The organism is Cupriavidus sp. KK10, assembly GCF_018223725.1.
GTDB lineage: Bacteria > Pseudomonadota > Gammaproteobacteria > Burkholderiales > Burkholderiaceae > Cupriavidus > Cupriavidus necator.
This window is the reverse complement of sequence record NZ_CP073678.1, coordinates 496159-514595: the sequence shown is the minus strand read 5'-3', so window position 1 is coordinate 514595 and position 18437 is coordinate 496159. Positions and strand designations below refer to the sequence as shown.

The following is an 18437-nucleotide window of genomic DNA, read 5'->3' as shown; positions in this document are numbered from 1 at the left end:
TCGCAGTTAAGGGCAAGGACCATTGGATACCTTGTCCCTCCTTTGTCGCGTGCGTACACGTGCTTTAGGGTATCTGCGGTCTCAAGTGTTTTTCTACTAAGGAAGAAACATGGCAAAAGGATATTGGGTGGCAGCATATCGAGCGATTCATGACCCGGATAAGTTGGCAGCGTACGGTGCCCTCGCAGGACCTTTAGTGAGCGCAGCAGGCGGAAGATTCCTGGCGCGAGGCGGCGAGGTTGTCGCGTTCGAAGCGGGTCTGAAACAGAGGACTGTCGTGGTTGAATTTACGAGTTTCGAGCAGGCTCTCGCTGCGTATCAGAGCGAGGCGTACCAGGCGGCATTGGCTGTACTGGGCGATGGCGCCGAAAGGGACGCACGCATCGTCGCAGGTGTAGACGACTGAGCAAGGACCAGAAAAGAAGCCAAGGGACGCTGCATGATAGCGGCAGAAAGGCCAGCCTTGGTCATCGATCGCGACGCCAACGATAAAGGTGACGCGACACATAACGACTTCTGCTGCAGGCAGAGGCATTCGGAGACAAACATGATCCCCACGATTCAACACCGCCACGTCGCGGTGGAGGACGCACTTTACCGGAAGGTCTCGTTACGCGTGATTCCCTTCCTCTTCGTTTCCTACGTCGTTTCCTTCATTGATCGTATCAATATTGGCTTTGCGCAGTTGCAGATGAAGGGCGACCTCGGCTTCAGCGATGCCGTGTACGGTCTGGGCGCCGGGATTTTCTTTATCGGCTATTTCCTGTTCGAAGTGCCCAGTAATCTTTTCCTGCACAGGATCGGTGCCCGCCGAACCTTTGTGCGGATCATGGCATGCTGGGGTCTGGTTTCCGCCGGGATGGCGTTCGTTGTGGAACCTTGGCAACTGTATGGGATGCGCTTCCTGTTGGGTCTGTTCGAGGCCGGCTTTTTCCCTGGGATCGTGCTGTATCTGACCTACTGGTTCCCGTCAAGCCGGCGAGCTACCGCAACTTCGTGGATGTTCGTGGGCATTGCTGTCGCCGGCGTCGTTGGGGGGATCATGTCTGGCGCGATCATCGACCAAACCAATGGGCTTCATGGTCTCAGAGGCTGGCAATGGATGTTCATACTGGAGGGAGTTCCTGCGGTAGTACTTGGGATCATGGCCTACTGGATGATCGATGACGGTCCGCGCACCGCCGCGTGGCTGTCCCCGAAGGAGCGCGATACCTTGCTCGCCAGGCTGAGCGAAGAGGACAAACGAAAGACCGAAGGTGTAGCGAATTCCATGAGGGATGTGCTCAGGGATGCGCGTGTGTATCTCTTGGCTACTGTCTATTTCTCGCTGTACTGCGGAACGATGGCGATCAGCTTCTGGCTACCAGCCGTGATCAAGGACGCCGGTGCGAAGACGATCTTTGAGGTCGGCTATCTCAGCGCGATTCCGTATGGAATCGGGGCAATTGGAATCCTTCTGATCTCCAGACATTCGGACACAACGCAGGAGCGACGCTGGCACTATCTCGTCTGTACGTTCGGCGGCGGCATTGCGTTGTTTGTCCTGGCCTTCTGGACACACAGCTTGCCGGCTGCGCTGGTGTTGCTTGCTATTGCAGTGACGTTCTCCTTCTCGGCCCTACCTGTCTTTTGGGCGATTCCGCAACGCTACCTATCTGGTGTTGGCGCGGCAGGGGGGATTGCCGTCATCAGCAGCCTGGGTCAGTTGGGCAGCTTCTTCAGCCCCACCATGATTGGCTGGATCAAGGCTACGACCGGCAGTCTTAACAATGGCCTGTTCGTCCTGGGCGCGCTGATGATTCTGGGGGGTATTGCCCTGTTTCTGGTCCTTGGCAATCTGGAGACGACCGGTGCGAAGTCGCCCGACTTGACACCTGCTGCCGGAGCTTGAATGTCCGACCCGCACGCACAGATGGGCAAGGCACGCCAGTCAGCAAGCCGGATGACGCATACCCTCGTGCGTCCGGCAGCGGCTTGCCCATACGTTCACACCTCTGCGTGACGAAGCGACTCCGCTGGATTCAGTCCTTAGTATTCATCCCAACCTGGAGCAACAAACATGGGTATTCGATTTATCAGTCGTATGGTCCACGCCCGGCGTCGGGCCATCTTGGGCCTGGCCGCCATGCCGCTGGTGATCGCGAGCGCCTTCGCGCAAGACTGGCCCAGCAAGCCGATCAAGCTGGTCGTGCCGTTCCCGCCGGGCGGTCCCACGGATACTGCGTCTCGCGTCGTGGCACTGAAACTGGGCGAGGCGCTCAAACAGCCGGTGGTGGTGGAAAACCGCGCTGGCGCTTCGGGCTCTATCGCGGCTGCCCAGGTGGCCAGGGGCGCGCCCGATGGCTACACGCTGATGATGCTGGCCATGCCCACGCTGTTGGCGCCGCACCTGTACAAGCGGGCAGGGTACGACACCACCAAGAACTTCACGCCCGTTGCGACCGTTTATGACCTGCCGATCGTGATGGTGGTCAACCCGACAGCGCTGCCCAAGGTGACGGACCTGTCCAAGCTGATCGCGCAGGCTAAGGACCAGCCTGGCAAGCTCAACTACACCAGTTCGGGCGCGGGCAGCTTCGGCCACTTGAGCATGGAACTGCTTAAGCAGATCGGCGGATTTGACATGCAACACGTGCCCTACAAGGGCGCTGCGCCCGCGATCAGCGACACCCTTGGTGGCCAGGTGCCCGTGATGTACGCCGATCTCATTGGCGCACTGCCGCACATTCAGGCAGGGAAGCTGCGTGCGATCGCGATCGGCTCGCCGCAGCGCGTGAGTATCCTGCCCGACGTCAAGACCATTGCCGAGCAGGGGTTCCCGGGCTATGACGCGGTGTCCTGGGGTGGCCTGCTGGCGCCACCGGGAACGCCTAAAGTGGTGGTGGACCGTATCTCCGGCGAGGTCGGCAAGATCCTGGCGAACAAGGACGTGCAGAACAAGCTGCTGAAGGCCGGGGCCATCGCAAACTTCCAGCCGCCAGCGCAGATGAGCCAGCGCATCGGCCAGGACTACGCCAAGTGGGGCAAGGTGATCCGCGACAAGGGTATCGCAGCCGAGTAGGACGTTCGCGTTACCGACGTTATCCTGGGGTACTGCAAAAGCGATTGCGCCACGAAGGATCTTGGTGATTGCCCCAAACATTAAATAATGGGTATCCCTATGTTCGCACGCAATCTGATGGAAGATGTCAACGATGCGTTATCTTTCGTTGCCCCACGGCGTGGGCGAAGTCGAGTCGGACGTGGGCAGGCCGGCGGCTGAAAGGCGCTGTTCGGTCGCAGAGGCGACACGGGTGGTCGGTGACCGATGGGCCATCCTTGTCATGCGTGAGGCGTTCTATGGGCGTTCCCGTTTCGAGGAATTCGAAGGGGTACTTGGCATCGCGTCGAACTGTCCTGAGTGGGCGTCTTAAGTCGCTTGTTGGTGCAGGCCTGCTGGAACGTCGATCGAGTGTCGAGGCAAAGCGGCCTAGCTACCATCTGACCGAGAAGGGGCGCGCCTTCTTCCCGGTCTACGTGGCGCTCAAGTGCTGGGCAGACGACTGGTCGTGCAGCCAGGAAGGCGTAGTGACGGAGCTGTTCGATGCGCGGTCGGGACAGCGCGTCCGAAGTGCGCCGCTTCTGCGCGAAGACGGATCGGAGATTACGTGCGAGGACGTGGTTGTCTGGGACCGGCGTCTTCGAACCAATTCGCGTTAGCTCCCCACGCGGCGACGACGCTACGGCCGCCCGGACGTGCCGGTGCTGAACGCCTCACTGAACTCATCCGAGTAGATTTCGGCCAGCGCAAGGCGCAAGGCTGCGGCGCGCTCGGCGCCATAGACTAATTCGAAGCGTTCCTGTGCCCGTCGCCAGAGTACGTTTGCTTCGGCAAGCTTGTCGCGTCCCGACAGTGTCAGTTCCACGCGCCGGCTCCGCCGATCGCGTTCATCACACCTCTGTATTAGATATCCATCTCGCTCCAGCGGTTGAAGGTTGCGTGCCAGTGCTGAGCGATCCAACACCATGGCGTGGGCCAACTCGGTCATGGTCGGGCGATCGCCCCGCGCGACATGCAGGAGGACCGATCGCTGCGAGATACTCAGTCCACACGGTTCGAGTACGGCGTCATAGAGCTGCGTCAGGCGGCGCGTTGCCTTGCGCAGCGCTGCGCCATTGCAGACCAATGGATCTCTCACAATCGATGGCGTCATTGGCAAAACTTTCTTTTCCCGAATTCCTCATCCGCCTGGATATGCTGGCGGGCGCGAATTCCGACAGGTGGTCCATCGGAAGTATAGGCGTTCTTGACGAATGCGTGTATATGCCAGTAAATTGATATGCGTGCATATGCACCTAAATTGAAGAGTCCGGCGCCGCCCGCCATGGAGAGCAGGGAATGACCACGAATCCGCCCAATACGGCAAGCCTGCGAGGCGCCAATCCCCGACTACGAGCCATGCTCGAGGCGCCCATCATTCCAACGCTCGGACGCATGAGTTGGTCCAACATGCTGATGATGCTGGCGCAATCATCCACGGGGCTGATTGAGACATTGTTTCTGGCGAAGCTGGGCACGGATGTGCTGGCCGGCGTGGCGGTAGTCGTGCCGGTGCTGATGCTGATGCAGAACATGTCGCAGGGGGCGATGGGCGGAGGCATCTCGTCCTCGGTGGCTCGGGCACTTGGTGCGGACAATGGGGCGTTGGTCGGGCAGCTTGCCCGACACGCGCTGGCGATCAACGTGATGATCGGTACCGTTTTTGCGTTGCTGCTGTTCTTCGGGGAGCGACCGGTGTTCGCACTGCTGGGTGCCCAAGGCGCGTCGCTCGATGCCGCATGCACGTACGGCGGCGTACTGTTCGCGGCCCTGCCGCTGATGTGGGCCATGAACGCGCTGGCGAGCGTTATTCGTGGCACAGGCAACATGTCGATGCCTGGGATGGTGATTTGCGTCGGTGCCTTGTTGATGATTCCATTGTCACCGTGCCTGATCTTCGGGCTGGGGCCGCTGCCGCGGCTGGGCGTGGCCGGCGGAGCCTGGGCGCTGGTGCTGTATTACGCAGCGGGCACGCTGGTGCTCGGCTGGTATTGCCTGTCGGGCCTTTGCGCTGCGCGGCTTTCGATGGGGCCGCTACATTGGGCACCCATGCGCAGCATCTTCGTGGTGGGTGGGTTGGCGTGCCTGAATCCGGTCCTGACGAACGCACTGATCGCGCTGACTACCGCGCAGGTCGGATATCACGGTGGCACTGTGGCCCTGGCCGGCTATGCCACGGCGGCACGCTTGGAGTACCTGCTGATTCCCATTGCGTTTGGACTGGGTGCACCGATGGTCGCACTTGTTGGCGCCAATATCGGCGCGGGCCAGTACGAGCGGGCGCAGCGCATTGCGATTTCTGGCGGCTGCATGGCCTTCGCCTTCGCCGAGTTGATCGGATTGGGCGCGGCCTTCTGGCCAGAAGCCTGGCTGCGGCTGTTTGGCGCCGATGCACAACTGCTCGAGACTGGCTCGCTCTATCTTCGTATCGTGGGCCCGGCATATGGATTCTTTGCGCTGGGCTTTTCGCTGTACTTTGCCTCGCAGGGGGCCGGCCGTCTCAAGTGGCCGCTGCTTGCCGGCGCGCTGCGGCTTACGCTGTTTGCGGGGGGCGGAGCCATGGCGCTGGCCTTGGGTGCGTCGATGGCCCAGTACTTCGCGCTAGGTGCGCTTGCCATGTTCCTGTACGGCAGCGTCGTACTGTGGTCGGTAGCCAGGGGCGGGTGGGCAAGCGACCGCCAGCGGTGAAGCCGGCGGACCGCCCCTGCAATGCATCGGGATGTCATCTCGGCTGAGCGGGGATGATATGACCATGGTTTTCGCCGAACCCAATGCGGGCGAAGCCCGGCCGCTCGCACCATCCGGTCATGACGACGGCATCGCCGTCTTCGAGGAGCGCTCGCGTCCTCGAGAGACGCCAGTGTGACAAGCGTGCGGCCACCTTGCATCAGTTCGATCAGAGCACCGGCTTCCTTCGGCGACGGGCCTGAAGTCTCTTTGAAGGCGCACCCCGCCGTCCAGGAGTATCCGCCGGCTTCATTCACATCCAGTACGAACTGTTCGAGACAATCAAGGGAATGCGAATCGATTCACGGACCAGGACCAGGACCAGGAACTGGAAAACTCGGCGGCTTCTGGATGGCAATAACTGCAAAATGTCTACCGAGCCCAACGGGCATGTCACGCCCACCAGCGTGATGCCGTTCATTCGGCTGGTGGACGGGGAGTGGCATACGGAAATGCGCGCCTGGGGTTTCTACACCCGTCACGAGTTTGGGGGCGATCCCGCGCCTGTGAGACTATCTGGCATGCAGATCAGTCTCCAGTATGGCTGGATTGACCAGGATCCATGAACCGTCTTGACGAATCTAATGACGGCAGCGTTACGAGGCCCATCCCGCTACCCCGGCGGCGTGGCCTCCTGTTCCCCGCGTTTGCGTGGACGGGCTTCTCGTCCGCATTTGCCTCTATCATCGTCGGCGGTTACCTGCAGGCCTCCCTGGGCACGTTCGACGCGCTGTTTGCGGCGACCCTCGGCAACTGGATTCTCTTCATCTATTCGGCGGCAATAGGTTTTGCCGCCGGGCGCTGGGGCCTGAGTTCGCAACTCGTGCTGGAAGGCGTCTTTGGCCGCTGGGGTGCCATCATGCCTGGCGCGTTGCTGGGGGCGCTAGTTACGGGCTGGTTCGCGTTCCACGTTGCCGTGACGGCGAACATCCTGGTCACCGCGCTGCACGTGCAGGGCGAATCGACGCTCGCAATCTGCCTCATAGGCGTCCTGTTCGCGATGCCGGTCATCGTCCGCATCAGCCGCGGCTTCAACATGACCGCGATCGGGATCCCTGCGATGGCCATATTCGCCGTCGTCGTCTTCGCGCATCGGCTCGCACCCAGGTGGGGTGTGCTGCTGGACGGTCCGATCGGCGGGCCGATGCCGTTCGGTACGGGCGTGTGCATTGCCTTCGGCACCTTCGTCGTGAGCGGTACGATGACGGGCGACATCGTAAGGTATTGCCGCACCGGCAACGAAGCGGTACAGGCGACGGCATTCGGTTTCCTGCTGGCGAACCTGCCATTCCTCATCCTGGGTGTACTGCTCGCCGCATCAGGCATCAAAGTGAACGACCTCTTCACTGCGGGCCATGCGCTGTCGTGGCTGCTGTTGGTGCTCGTCATCATCGCCAACTGGACCACCTGCGATGCGTGCCTGACAAACGCCGCCGTGACGTTCAAGAGTGCGTTTCCGACACTGCCCTGGATGGGCGTTGCGGGCGGCGCGACGCTCCTCGGCATTTTTCTCGCCATCACCAACAGCGTTGGCGATGTGCCCGGCTGGACGCTGCTGCTCACAGCCATGGCATCTCCGATCGGCGGTGTGATCATCGCGGATTACTATGTCGTGCGCGTACGGGCAGGTTTTTCGCGCGCACGGACAGCGCCAGTGAACCTGGCGGCTTTGCTCGCCACCGGAGCAGGGATGCTGGTGGCGGTGCTCTGTCACCGGCTGATTCCCGGCGTGATCACACCGCTGGTTAGTGCGCCCGTTGCCGGATGCCTCTATCTCGTCATGTCCGGCATCGCTTCACATCATCTTGGCGCAGATCTCGGCGGCCAGTCTGCCGGGGCGGAAGCGCTCGACTGACACGTATGTTCGGCGCCCGAAGCAGAACGCTCGCTCCGCGTCCCCCTGCCGAGGCGAGAACCGCCATCGTGGTGATCGTGCTGATCTCCTCGCTCGCGTACCTGCTATTCCAGGCACGCAAGGACGCGCTCGACAATCTGCTCCTGCACCAGGCACGCCTTGCCGTCCAGCTTGCTTCTGCCGAACTCCGTTCCGATACGTCGGACGGCGTCACGCTGATCGACGACGGTGAACGCCATTCAGGCAACCTGGTCGCGGGCATCGGTGCATGGCCGGGGCAGAAGACGATCCTCATTCCGCTCGCATCGGGCTGCGCGGCAAGTCCGCTTTGCGATGATCTGGCAGGGGCGCAGACCGAGGACACCAGGGGCCGGTTCGTCATCCGGAATGGGGCACTATTCGCTTCGCTGCATGGCAGCAAGGTCGCCGTCACGACGTCCGCGCCACTCTCGGCACTGCCGGCGGGCCTGTTCGGCCGTCTTGCGATGGATATTGCGGCGGTGTTCTTCCTTGGGTGCCTACTCTTGCTGGTGCGCGAGAGCCGCCTGAGCGACTACTCGGTTCACCGCCTGCTGGACGCTTCGCCCATTCCGCTTCTGCTCATCGATGCGCAAGGGCAGGTCGAATTCGCCAACCGCCAGGCGCTCGACCTCTTCTTGGACGATCCGCTGCGCACGCCGGGACGGCTGCAGGAAGCACTGCGGCGCGAGGGGAAACTGTTCACCTGGCTGATCTCTGAACAGGACGCGGGCGGCGCGACTGAGACCTGCGAATTCGAGACCCGCAGCCAGGCAGGTGCAGCGCGACATCTGCTGGTCTCGCGACAGTCGCTGGCGGTTCGCGCGAAGCGGATGATCATCGCGAGTATGGCGGACATCACGGTGAGGCGTGAAGCCGAGAGTGCACTCGTCAAGGCAAAGAACGCGGCGGAGGCGCTCGAGCGGATGAAGTCCGAATCGCTCGCGATGATGAGCCATGAACTGCGCACGCCGGTCAATGGGGTGCTCGGGCTTGCGCAACTGCTCGCGCAACATGAGCTTCCCGATGGCGCGGCGCAGATCGTGGGACGGATGATCCAGGCAGGCAAGACGCTGGCCGTCATCATCAACGATATCGTCGATTTTGCATTGCTCGAGGTCCGGCACATCCGGCTGGAGCGGCGCCGCTTCGATCTGCGTGAGGTGATCACGGGCGCGGCCACACTGGCGAGCGCGGCTGCCGCGGAGAAGGGGCTGATGGTCCGTGTGAGCGCGCTCGCGCCGTTGCCGCCAGCCGTGTTCGGCGACCCTGCGCGCTTGCAGCAGATCATCATCAACCTCGTCGGTAATGGCATCAAGTTCACTGACGCAGGGCATATCGAGGTCAGGACGGATATCGCTGCGCGGGTCAACGATTCGATCGAAATCGTCATCGACGTGGCCGACACGGGGATTGGCATTGCGCCCGAGGTCGTCCCGCGGCTCTTCCGGCCGTTCTCGCAGGCGGAAGCCGGACACGAAAGGCGCTTCGAAGGCACCGGCCTCGGCCTCGCCATCAGCAAGGGGCTCGCCGAAGCGATGGGCGGGTCGATTTCGGTGCGCAGCACGATCGGGGAAGGCTCGACTTTCTCGGTGCGCTTGCCGTTCGAGCTGGCGCTGCGCGACGGCGAGAGTGCGCCGAAGCCGGCGCCGGCGTCGCGCGTTCTGGTTGTCGACGACGTGGCGCTGAATCGCGATGTCGTGAGCGACTTGCTGCGCGCCGAAGGATGCGAAGTGACGACCACCGGCTCAGGGCAGGAGGCGCTGGATATCCTCAAGACCCGGCATTTCGACCTGATACTGATGGACATCCGCATGCCCGTGATGGACGGGCTCGCCACCACCGCCGCGATCCGGTCGAGCCGCGAGCCGAACCGGCATACAGGCCCGATACTCGGGCTGACGGCGAATCCGCTGCCGACCGACAGGCCGCTTTACTTGTTGCGCGGGATCGACGGAATCATCGAGAAGCCAGTCGAGGTGGAAGCGCTGCGCACGGCGTTAAGACAGGCGGCTCTGCCAGCGACAACCGCTGCCCCCGAAGAGCCGGAGCGCCTCGGTCGGCTGCGCCAGAAGCTCGGACAGGATCGAACCCTGCGCATCGTCATGGCGTTCACGCAAACGGCGGCCGAAGCGCTGGAAGGCATCGCGACCGGCTGCGCCCGCGCCGGCCTCGACACGGTCGCGGAAGACGCGCATCGCCTTGCGGGCGCCGCATCGAACGTCGGATTTGACCAGTTGGCGAAGGCCGCTGCCAACCTCGAGCAGATTGCCCGGACAGGCAGCGCCACAGAGGTCCTGGATGCGGCGTTGACTGTCGTGACGATCTACCGGGACGTGGAGCGCTTCGTGGGCGTCCTGGTGTCGCCCGACGCCGGGCCAGAGAACAGATACCCGGTGCCGTGAACGGTCTTGATCAGGTGCGGGTTGTCGGGGTCCGCCTCGATCTTGCGACGCAGACGACGCACCAGCGTGTCGACCGTCCGGTCCATTGACTCGAAGCGGCGCCGCTTGATGGCCGAGATCAGCCGCTCCCGCGACATCACGTGGCCTGCGTTCCTGACGAGTACCAGAAGAAGGTCAAACTCCGCGGTCGTGAGGGGCACGTTTTCGCCCGCCGGATCGGTCAGGCTGCGGCCACGCGTGTCGAGCCTGAACTGACCGAACGACAGCGTCGAGGGCGCAGCGACGCCCCGGCTGTGTTCCACACGCCGGAGCAGGTTGCGCACGCGCGGCAGCAGTTCACGTTCATCGATGGGCTTCGCAATGTAGTCGTCCGCGCCGTATTCGAGGCCGAGAATGCGATCCACCCGGTCGTTGCGGCCCGTGATCAGGATGATGCCCATCTCGGACTTCTCGCGCAGGTCGCGCGTCAACGACAGGCCGTCGCGTCCTGGCAGCCGGATATCCAGCAGCACGAGATCCACGGGACGGACGAGCATCAGGCGGTCAAGTTCGTCGGCATCGGCCGCACAACAAATGTCGTAGCCCTCCGCCTCCAGAAAGCCTTCGAGTGTCTCGCGAATGGACGGATCGTCGTCGACCACGGCAATGCATTGGTCTGTCCGGCTCTGCTGCATGGGTTCCTCGAGAAATCTTCGCCCGCCTGTCCGGGGCGCCGGCCGACTCTCGTGCATCTCATGTCGCCTTTGCGCCTCTATTCACAAATTTTAACAAACCGCCATAGCCTGTTCAATTTGCAGGGCAGACTCGTTCACAAGATCGCCCGATAGTGAGGTCACCACCCCAACGAACTGCCACAGGGATTGATCATGGATATCAAGCAACAGATTTGCGGCATGGACGCGGTCGGCCTCGCAAGGGCCATGCGGAGCAAGGAGCTTTCGCCCGTCGAAGTGGTTGAGGCCCACCTGGCGCGGATGGAAGCCGTCGAGCCGGCGATCCACGCGTTCTGCACGATTACGGCGGAAGCGGCGCGCGACCAGGCCCGCCAGCTGGAGGCGCGCATCCTGCGTGGCGATGACGTTGGTCCCTTGGCAGGCCTGCCCGTCGGCATCAAGGACCTGGTTTGCACGGCTGGCATCAGGACGGCTTCCGGATCCCCCGCGTACAGGGATTTCGTGCCCGACGAAGACGACGTCGTGGTCGAGCGCCTGAAGCAGGCCGACGCCATTATCGTCGGCAAGACCAACGTCCCGGAATTCGGATACAGCGGTGTCGGCCACAACCCAATATTCGAAACCACCCGGAACCCATGGAACCTGGACATGACGCCGGGCGGCTCCAGCGCAGGCTCCGGCGCGGCGGTGGCAAGCGGAGAGGTTCCGTTTGCCATCGGCAGCGACGGCGGTGGGTCGATCCGCATTCCGGCGGCGCACTCGGGAATCTACGGCATCAAGCCGTCGATGGGGCGCGTGCCGCTGTATCCCGGTTGCCGCGACGAACGCTATCCGGGGGTGTCGAGCTGGGAGAGCCTCGAACATATCGGCCCGATGAGCCGGACAGTGGCGGACAGCGCCCTGATGCTGTCGGTGATCGCAGGCCCCGATTCGCGTGACCGTCATTCGCTGCCCGCCGCTGGCTTTGATTGGCACCAGGCGGTCGATGGCGACCTGAAAGGGCTGCGTGTCGCGTACAGCCCGGACTGGGGCTACGCGGCTGTCGACCCGGAGGTGCGCCGCGTCGTCGATGACGCCGTGCGCGTCTTCGAGCGCGACCTGGGCTGCAGCGTCGAGGTCGCGCATCCCGGTTGGAGCGATCCCTTCGACGCATTCTGGGCAATTGTCGCGATGGACACCGACCTCAAGGGCATGCGCGAGATGGTGGCGCAATGGGGCAAGGAGATGTCGCCACACTTGGTCGCGTTCCTGAATCATCCGTGGACGGCGGAGGACTTCACCAACGCAATGGTGACCCGCAAGAGCGTGGTCAACAAGATGTGGCGCTTCATGGCGAGCTATGACCTGCTGCTCACGCCGACGCTGTCGGTTCCGGCTTTCCCGGTTCATTGCCAGGGGCCCGAGAAAATCGACGGACGTATGGTCGCGCCGACACAGTGGCTCTCTTTCACCTATCCGATCAACCTGACGGGACAGCCAGCAGCCTCCGTGCCGGCAGGCTTCACCAGGGTCGGGTTGCCGGTCGGCCTGCAAATCGTCGGGCGTCATCTCGACGATCCGCTTGTGCTGCGCGCGTCGGCGGCGTTCGAGCGGGCGCGTCCGTGGCGCAACACGTTGCCGCCGCTGCTCAAGGATCTCGGTCTCGTGCAGTGAACTGCCTGTCCAGTAACGAAACCCAGGGGAACACCATGACCCATCCGACCGAACAGCATGGGCTCGACGAAGAGTTCGAGCACAAGCCCGTCCCGCTCTCGCATCGTCACCGGTTTTCTTCGGTGGCGGCCGTGTGGTTCGGCTTTCCGATGATCATTACGAATGCGGTATTCGGCGGGATCATCGCCTATAACCTCGGCTTCTCCCGAGCGCTGCTCGCGATCCTGATGGGCAATGCCATCCTGCTCGCCTACGTCGGTACGCTGAGCTTCATCGCCGGCAGTACCGGCCGCAATTTCGGGCTCCAGGCGGAACGCACGTTTGGCCGGAAGGGCTATGCGATCACTTCCGGCTTCCTCGCGAGCGTCGTCGTGGGATGGTACGCGTTCCAGACCGGCCTCACAGGCACGACGGTCCATGCGTCGTTCGGCTGGAACGAAACGGCCACCACCATCGGCGCCACCCTGCTCTATACCGGCGTGACGTTCATCGGCATTCGCGCCCTGTCGATCGTCGGCATGATCGCCGCGCCGCTATACGTGGTGCTCGGCCTCGTGGCGCTGTACCTGATCGGATCGGAGCATTCGCTGGCCGCCGTGTTTCACTACGACGGGCTTGGCATAGGCAGCATGATGTCCTTCGGCGGCGCGGTCACGCTGGTGGTGGCAACCTTTGCCGATTCCGGCACGATGACCGCGGACTTCACGCGCTGGTCAAAAGACGGAAAGAGTGCGGTCTACGCAACGCTGACGGCGTTTCCGTTTGCGAACATGACAGCCCAGCTTTTTGGCATCCTGATCGTATGCGCGGGCGCTGCCGCGGCGCCGGCCACGCAGGGTGGTGACTTTATGTCGGTGCTGACCAGCCATGGAGGCTTGCTGTCGGCCATTGCACTGGTGTTCGTCTTTGTGAACCTCGGGTCCGTATGCACGCATTGCCTCTACAACGGTGCGGTTGGCTGGGGACGCATCGCGGGCAAGAAGATGAGAACCATGACGGTCCTGCTTGGCCTGCTTGGTGGGTTGCTGGCCGTGGCCGGCGTGTGGAGCCTGTTCCTGAACTGGCTGAACCTGCTCGGCGTGCTGGTACCGCCCATAGGAGCGGTGATCATTGTCGACCAGATCCTCGTCCGACATTACTCGTACGACGATGACGTACCGAACTTCCGCGGTAGCGCCTTCGCCGCGTGGGCACTCGGCGCCCTCGCCGCATTGTTCGTGCACGGGATGGCGCCGTGGTTTTCCGAAGCCGTCGCGGGGATGCTCGTCGGTTCGGTGGCACATTATGTGCTGTCGCAAGGGGCGATGCGCGAGGTGCGTCAGCGAAATGGCTTGCTTTAGCGGGCCGGGCGCCGTTTTGCAGGGCCGCAAAATGGCGGCCCTGCAAAACGGGGGGCGAATATCAACGCCGAACGACAAGTGCCCGGCACTGGCGCCGAAATGTCATCGCGAAATCGCAGGTAACGGGCCAGCACGGTCGACTCCGTCATTTACGCGTGCGCGTAGCCGAGACGTTTCCTTAGTCGTGGAATCGCAAAGTCAAGGAACGCCCGCAGCTTCAGCGGTATCTGGCCTTGGCTGACGTATATGAGGCTAACGGGCACCGGCAATGGTTCGAAAGCTTCCAGCAGCGTTACCAGCTTGCACGGTATCTGTGCGTTATCGATCTGGTATGACGCCACGCGTGCAATCCCGGCTCCGTCCACCGCGGCGACCATGGCTGCCTCCACGGAGTTCACCACGAGTCGGGACGGTACCTGCAGGGTCTGCGCGGTACCTTTCGACTGGAACGCCCACTGGTTCCCCGTTGCATATCCTTCATATGTCACGCAATCGTGCGACTGGAGGTCTTCGGGCTTCTTGGGCACGCCATGCTTTTTGAGGTAGGCCGGGCTTGCGCATACGACCTCGCGAAGCAGCCCGATGCGTGTACCAATCAAGCTGCTGTTTGAAAGTTCGCCAATGCGTATCGCCAGGTCGATACGCTCTTCCAGCAGGTTGACAAAGCGGTCAGTCAATTGCACCTGCATGCGAATCTGCGGGTAGGCGCGCTGGAACTCGACGATCACCGGCAATATGTGAATACGGCCCATCGCTGGCGGCACGCTGATAATCAACTCCCCCTGCGGAGCGTGATATTCGCCGGACGCGGTGCGTTCGCCCTCGGCGATATCCTCGAGAATCCGCCGGCATGACGCAATGTAGGCATGCCCTGCCTCGGGCGCACATTCAGGTGCACTTCGAGCCCCGATATCCGGCGGCTGACCGTCGCGAGAGGTATGCGGAGCTTGTGGCTGGCGGCGGAGAGACTTCCCGTATCGCTATCGCCGCCAACAAAAGGGTCATTGCCTCGAGTCGGTCCACAGCCTTCCACCAATGAGAGGGTACTTCCCGATATTAGCGGCTAGTCGGCAAATTGGGATAGATTATGGATGGTTGGGGTTCACGTTGAATGTATCGAAGGTCATGGTCGGCTTGGCAGTGCTTGCGATGGCGGAGGCGGAAAACGCGCCGGGCTTGGCCGCACACACTGCCGGTTGCCGCTTGCGTCAACCCGGCGCTGCTCAGGTCAGGCTGACCTGGGTTGCCCCGTGGGTTGTCCCGTGTGCGTGGTCAGCCTCGTATCCGGCCACTGCCAGGTCGAAAGTGAAGGACATCCTTTCACGCGTCAGCGTGTCGCTCAGGGCGAGCGCCGCACCATTTCGAGCACATCGGGGTTCAGGCCCCGCGATCCGCGTCAAACCATCGCAACGGGCAGTCGACGCTCCCATCCGCGCTTTGTAATGTCGTCGCGAGGGCTGTCCAGCTTCATTTGCATCACCCTGTTCAATCCAATAGCACCATGGTCGCGCTCCGGGTGGAAGTCTGTCGCCGCGACGCTGCTTTTTCGCATCGCGGCGCGATATCGGCGGTGACGGATTCAGTTGTTCCTTGCGGGCGATTCGAGCACTGGAAACACACGCTCCCACATAGTCTTGATCTCTCGCAATCGCCGAGAAAACATGCCACTGAAGCGCCTTGCCGCAAGGGTTGGTGGTGTGCGCAGGTCGTGCAGGAGAAACAAGTCGAACTGCACGCGCGGATAGGCAATCGGATAGATGTAGTACTCGCCGGATGAAATCTTGTCTGCCACAGAATTCATCAGGCAAATTGCCCCCCAGTTTGAATGGCGAATACTTTCCAAGGTTGCCACCATCCCGTCGATCCTAATGACCTTCCTCACTGACACGCGCCCGCTACCAATGTAGCTCTGGATCGTCGAGCCGAGCAGATGTCGTTCAGAGGGAATGACCAGGACCAGATCACGCATGTTGGACAAGTCGCAAGGCGTGAATGTAGGTCCATTGATCGGCTGGCTGGAGACGAGGACGAATTCGTCGGTGAATCCGAGTTCGCACGAGAGGCTGTTGTTGTCGACCGGCATCGCACCAAGCCCAAGATCCAGAGCTCCGGCTTGAACGAGTTCGGTGATATTGCGTGCATAGCCTTCCGTGACCGAGATATCCACAGCGGGGTAGAGGGTGTAAAAATCCGCGAGTACCTTGCCCAGCACATTCTTGCACATCGACGATGTCACGCCCACCCGAAGCGGGCCGCTGACCACCTCGCCCGCCGCGAGGTCGCGAATCTCCTGCTTGGCCGCAGATAGGCTGCCTGCGATGGGCACGGCAAGTTCATAGAAGCGACGGCCCGCCACGGTCGGCACCAGACCGCGCTGGTTGCGCTCGAAAAGCTGCGTGCCGAGTTCGTCCTCGAGATTACGGATCTGCATGCTCAGCGCAGACTGGACGACATGCATCCGTTCCGCTGCGCGCGTAAAGCTGGCCTCTTCGTAAACGCTGATGAAGTAATGAATTGCGCGGATATCCATGGACTACGTCTCCTTTTTGCCACAGTCCCACCGCGGCTTGCCGTCATCAGTATTCCTGATGGGCATCATCAATCGAAATCGTCACGCGCGCTACGGATGGTCCTTAGACTTTAACCACTCCCCTTTGTCCAGAGATGTTGGCGACATGAACCATCCCAACCAGAATATATTCGAAGCCGCAATTAGCGATGAGGCCGTACTGCGAGATGCGTTGGCGGAGGCCGATATCGTGCCCGCGGCCCTCGTACTTGTGCATCTTACCGGCGATCTGTCGGTGCTGGACGAGATGGCCCCCTACCTCCAGGGTGGCTGGAACTATATGGAACAGGTTCCCGGCACACTGCGTCGCCAAGTGCGGGACCGGCTTGTGCAGGCGCTCAAACAGAAGGCCTTGAATCCAACGCTACCGCCGTTGCCGCGTGCCGATGTGCTGCAGCGCATCATGAGCGCGAGTGTCGGTGCGCCGGTACCGGCCGAGTATGTTCCGCTGTTCGTCGAAGAACTGCGCCTGACCGAAGCTGACCCGCGCGCGCCCGGGTGGCGTGCCGACGCTGCCCACCGGAATCCCGACAGCTTTCGCGTGATCGTTGTCGGGGCGGGACTCTCGGGCATCTGTGCCGGCGTGCGGCTCAAGCAGGCAGGCATTCCCTTCGTGATTCTGGAACGCAACGAAACGGTCGGCGGCACCTGGTACGAGAATGACTATCCGGATTGCGGCGTCGACACGCCTTCCCACTTCTACTCCTTCTCGTTCAATCCCAATCCCGACTGGTCGCGCTATTTCGCCAAGCGAGACGAGATCCAACGGTACATCGAAGAGACCACCGACAAGTTCGGCCTGCGCGAACACATTCGCTTTGGTGTATCGGTGCAGGCGGCGCGCCTCGATGAAGCCAGCGGCCTGTGGATCACGCACTGCGTCGACCGGGACGGTCACGCCCAGGTCCTGGCCGGCAACGCGTTGATTACCGCCGTCGGGCACAACGTGCCGGCCACGCCGCAGCTGGAGGGCCTGTCGGATTTCCGTGGCGATGTACTGCATACCGCGCGGTGGGATACCAATGTCACGTTGGCGGGGCGCAAGGTAGCCATGATCGGCACGGGCGCCAGCGGGATGCAGGCGGGCCCGGCGCTCGCGCCGATTGTCGACAGGCTGAGGGTGTTCCAGCGCACGCCTCACTGGGCTATGGGCAACCCCAATTACCACCGCGAAGTGGCGGCAGGTCAGAAATGGGCCCTGCGCCATATCCCGTACTTTAATCAATGGGCACGCTTCCTGATTTTCTGGGCAGCCTCCGACGGTTTCCACGACACGCTGCAGGTCGATCCCAACTGGGACCAGCCCTCGCTCTCGCTCAATCAGAAAAACCACCAGATGCGTGAGGCCATCATTGCCTATATGCGCGAGCAACTGGACGGTGACGAGGGACTCCTTGGCAAATGCACGCCTGCCTATCCGCCCTACGGCAAGCGCCTGCTGCGCGACAACCATTGGTTCAGGATGCTTAGGCGGCCCAACGTCGATCTGGTGACTGATTCGATCGCGCGTGTCACCCAGACGGGCATCGAGACCCGCAATGGCGCGACATACGACGTCGATGCCATCGTCATGGCAACCGGGTTCCACGCGTCAAAGCTGCTCTGGCCGATGGAAATCGCTGGCCGCGGCGGCCGCACGATCCGCGAGCTTTGGGGCGATGACGATCCGCGTGCATACAAGGGCATGACGGTGCCCGGATTTCCGAACCTGTTTGTCCTGGCCGGACCCAACACGATCCTTTCCCACGGCGGCAGCGCGATCTTTCATAGCGAATGCCAGGTGACCTACATCATGCAGGCGCTGCGCGAGATGATCGATTCCAATCTGCGTACGCTGGAGGTGCGGCGCGACGTGCACGACGAGTACAACCGGCTCGTTGACGAGAAGCACAGTACGATGGTCTGGGCTCACCCCGGCGTGACGAGCTGGTACAAGAACCGGCACAACCGCGTCACGATGACGTCGCCCTGGCGACTCGTGGATTTCTGGGCGATGACCCGCGAATTCAACCCGGACGATTTCATTTGCACCGTGGCCGAACCCCTGGCCGCGTGATTTCCCGAACTTTCCAGGTTTTCACGATGAGCAGACAAGGAGCATTGAATTGAACAGCGTC

At 62.1% G+C, this 18437-nt stretch carries 13 protein-coding genes and 1 pseudogene; 10 read left to right on the top strand and 4 right to left on the bottom strand.

All coding sequences use genetic code 11. From position 1 onward, the window contains the following. Positions 1-109 precede the first annotated feature (109 nt). The 4 genes from KB879_RS33670 to KB879_RS40570 all read left to right on the top strand — a co-directional run bounded on the left by KB879_RS33670 (position 110) and on the right by KB879_RS40570 (position 3699). Positions 110-406 (top strand): DUF1330 domain-containing protein, encoded by a 297-nt coding sequence (locus tag KB879_RS33670; protein WP_211983870.1) that lies wholly within the window; start codon positions 110-112, stop codon positions 404-406. A 141-nt stretch (positions 407-547) separates the two neighbouring features. Beyond that, the gene (locus KB879_RS33665; protein WP_211983868.1) at positions 548-1891 is read left to right on the top strand and encodes an MFS transporter; all 1344 of its coding nucleotides are present in this window, start codon (positions 548-550) and stop codon (positions 1889-1891) included. Positions 1892-2083: 192 nt separating this feature from the next. Then, positions 2084-3061 (top strand): tripartite tricarboxylate transporter substrate binding protein, encoded by a 978-nt coding sequence (locus KB879_RS33660; protein ID WP_211984362.1) that lies wholly within the window; start codon positions 2084-2086, stop codon positions 3059-3061. A gap of 278 nt (positions 3062-3339) precedes the next feature. Continuing rightward, entirely contained in the window at positions 3340-3699 is a 360-nt protein-coding gene (locus KB879_RS40570; RefSeq protein ID WP_371827468.1) for a winged helix-turn-helix transcriptional regulator, read from the top strand. Positions 3700-3719: 20 nt separating this feature from the next. Here KB879_RS40570 and KB879_RS33650 read toward each other — a convergent pair whose 3' ends face one another. Then, positions 3720-4193: a MarR family winged helix-turn-helix transcriptional regulator gene (locus KB879_RS33650; RefSeq protein ID WP_211983864.1), complete on the bottom strand. Its 474-nt coding sequence runs from the start codon at positions 4191-4193 to the stop codon at positions 3720-3722. A gap of 185 nt (positions 4194-4378) precedes the next feature. Between KB879_RS33650 and KB879_RS33645 the strand changes: the two genes are divergently transcribed. From KB879_RS33645 to KB879_RS33635, 3 genes are all read left to right on the top strand, one after another. Beyond that, on the top strand, positions 4379-5767 hold the full coding sequence (locus tag KB879_RS33645) for an MATE family efflux transporter (protein WP_249221499.1): 1389 nt from the start codon (positions 4379-4381) through the stop codon (positions 5765-5767). 601 nt (positions 5768-6368) lie between these two features. After that, positions 6369-7661 carry a cytosine permease gene (locus KB879_RS33640; protein ID WP_211983862.1) on the top strand — a complete coding sequence of 431 codons (1293 nt, stop codon included), beginning with the start codon at positions 6369-6371 and terminating at the stop codon, positions 7659-7661. 68 nt (positions 7662-7729) lie between these two features. Continuing rightward, positions 7730-10084 carry an ATP-binding protein gene (locus KB879_RS33635; protein ID WP_249221498.1) on the top strand — a complete coding sequence of 785 codons (2355 nt, stop codon included), beginning with the start codon at positions 7730-7732 and terminating at the stop codon, positions 10082-10084. On the opposite strand, the gene KB879_RS33630 is transcribed toward KB879_RS33635, so the two are convergent. Further along, positions 10006-10758 carry a response regulator transcription factor gene (locus KB879_RS33630; RefSeq protein ID WP_211983858.1) on the bottom strand — a complete coding sequence of 251 codons (753 nt, stop codon included), beginning with the start codon at positions 10756-10758 and terminating at the stop codon, positions 10006-10008. The genes KB879_RS33635 and KB879_RS33630 overlap by 79 nt on opposite strands. Before the next feature lie 192 nt (positions 10759-10950). Here KB879_RS33630 and KB879_RS33625 point away from each other — a divergent pair, with 192 nt between their 5' ends. Then, the gene (locus KB879_RS33625) at positions 10951-12411 is read left to right on the top strand and encodes an amidase (RefSeq protein ID WP_211983855.1); all 1461 of its coding nucleotides are present in this window, start codon (positions 10951-10953) and stop codon (positions 12409-12411) included. Between the two features lie 35 nt (positions 12412-12446). After that, the gene (locus KB879_RS33620; RefSeq protein ID WP_211983853.1) at positions 12447-13751 is read left to right on the top strand and encodes a cytosine permease; all 1305 of its coding nucleotides are present in this window, start codon (positions 12447-12449) and stop codon (positions 13749-13751) included. 149 nt (positions 13752-13900) lie between these two features. On the opposite strand, the pseudogene KB879_RS33615 reads toward KB879_RS33620, so the two are convergent. Beyond that, a pseudogene (locus KB879_RS33615) lies at positions 13901-14774 on the bottom strand (LysR family transcriptional regulator). A gap of 556 nt (positions 14775-15330) precedes the next feature. Then, the gene (locus KB879_RS33610) at positions 15331-16281 is read right to left on the bottom strand and encodes a LysR family transcriptional regulator (RefSeq protein ID WP_211983851.1); all 951 of its coding nucleotides are present in this window, start codon (positions 16279-16281) and stop codon (positions 15331-15333) included. Here KB879_RS33610 and KB879_RS33605 point away from each other — a divergent pair. Further along, positions 16280-18376 carry an NAD(P)/FAD-dependent oxidoreductase gene (locus KB879_RS33605; protein ID WP_211983849.1) on the top strand — a complete coding sequence of 699 codons (2097 nt, stop codon included), beginning with the start codon at positions 16280-16282 and terminating at the stop codon, positions 18374-18376. The two genes, KB879_RS33610 and KB879_RS33605, sit on opposite strands and share 2 nt — an antisense overlap. Positions 18377-18437: the final 61 nt, after the last annotated feature.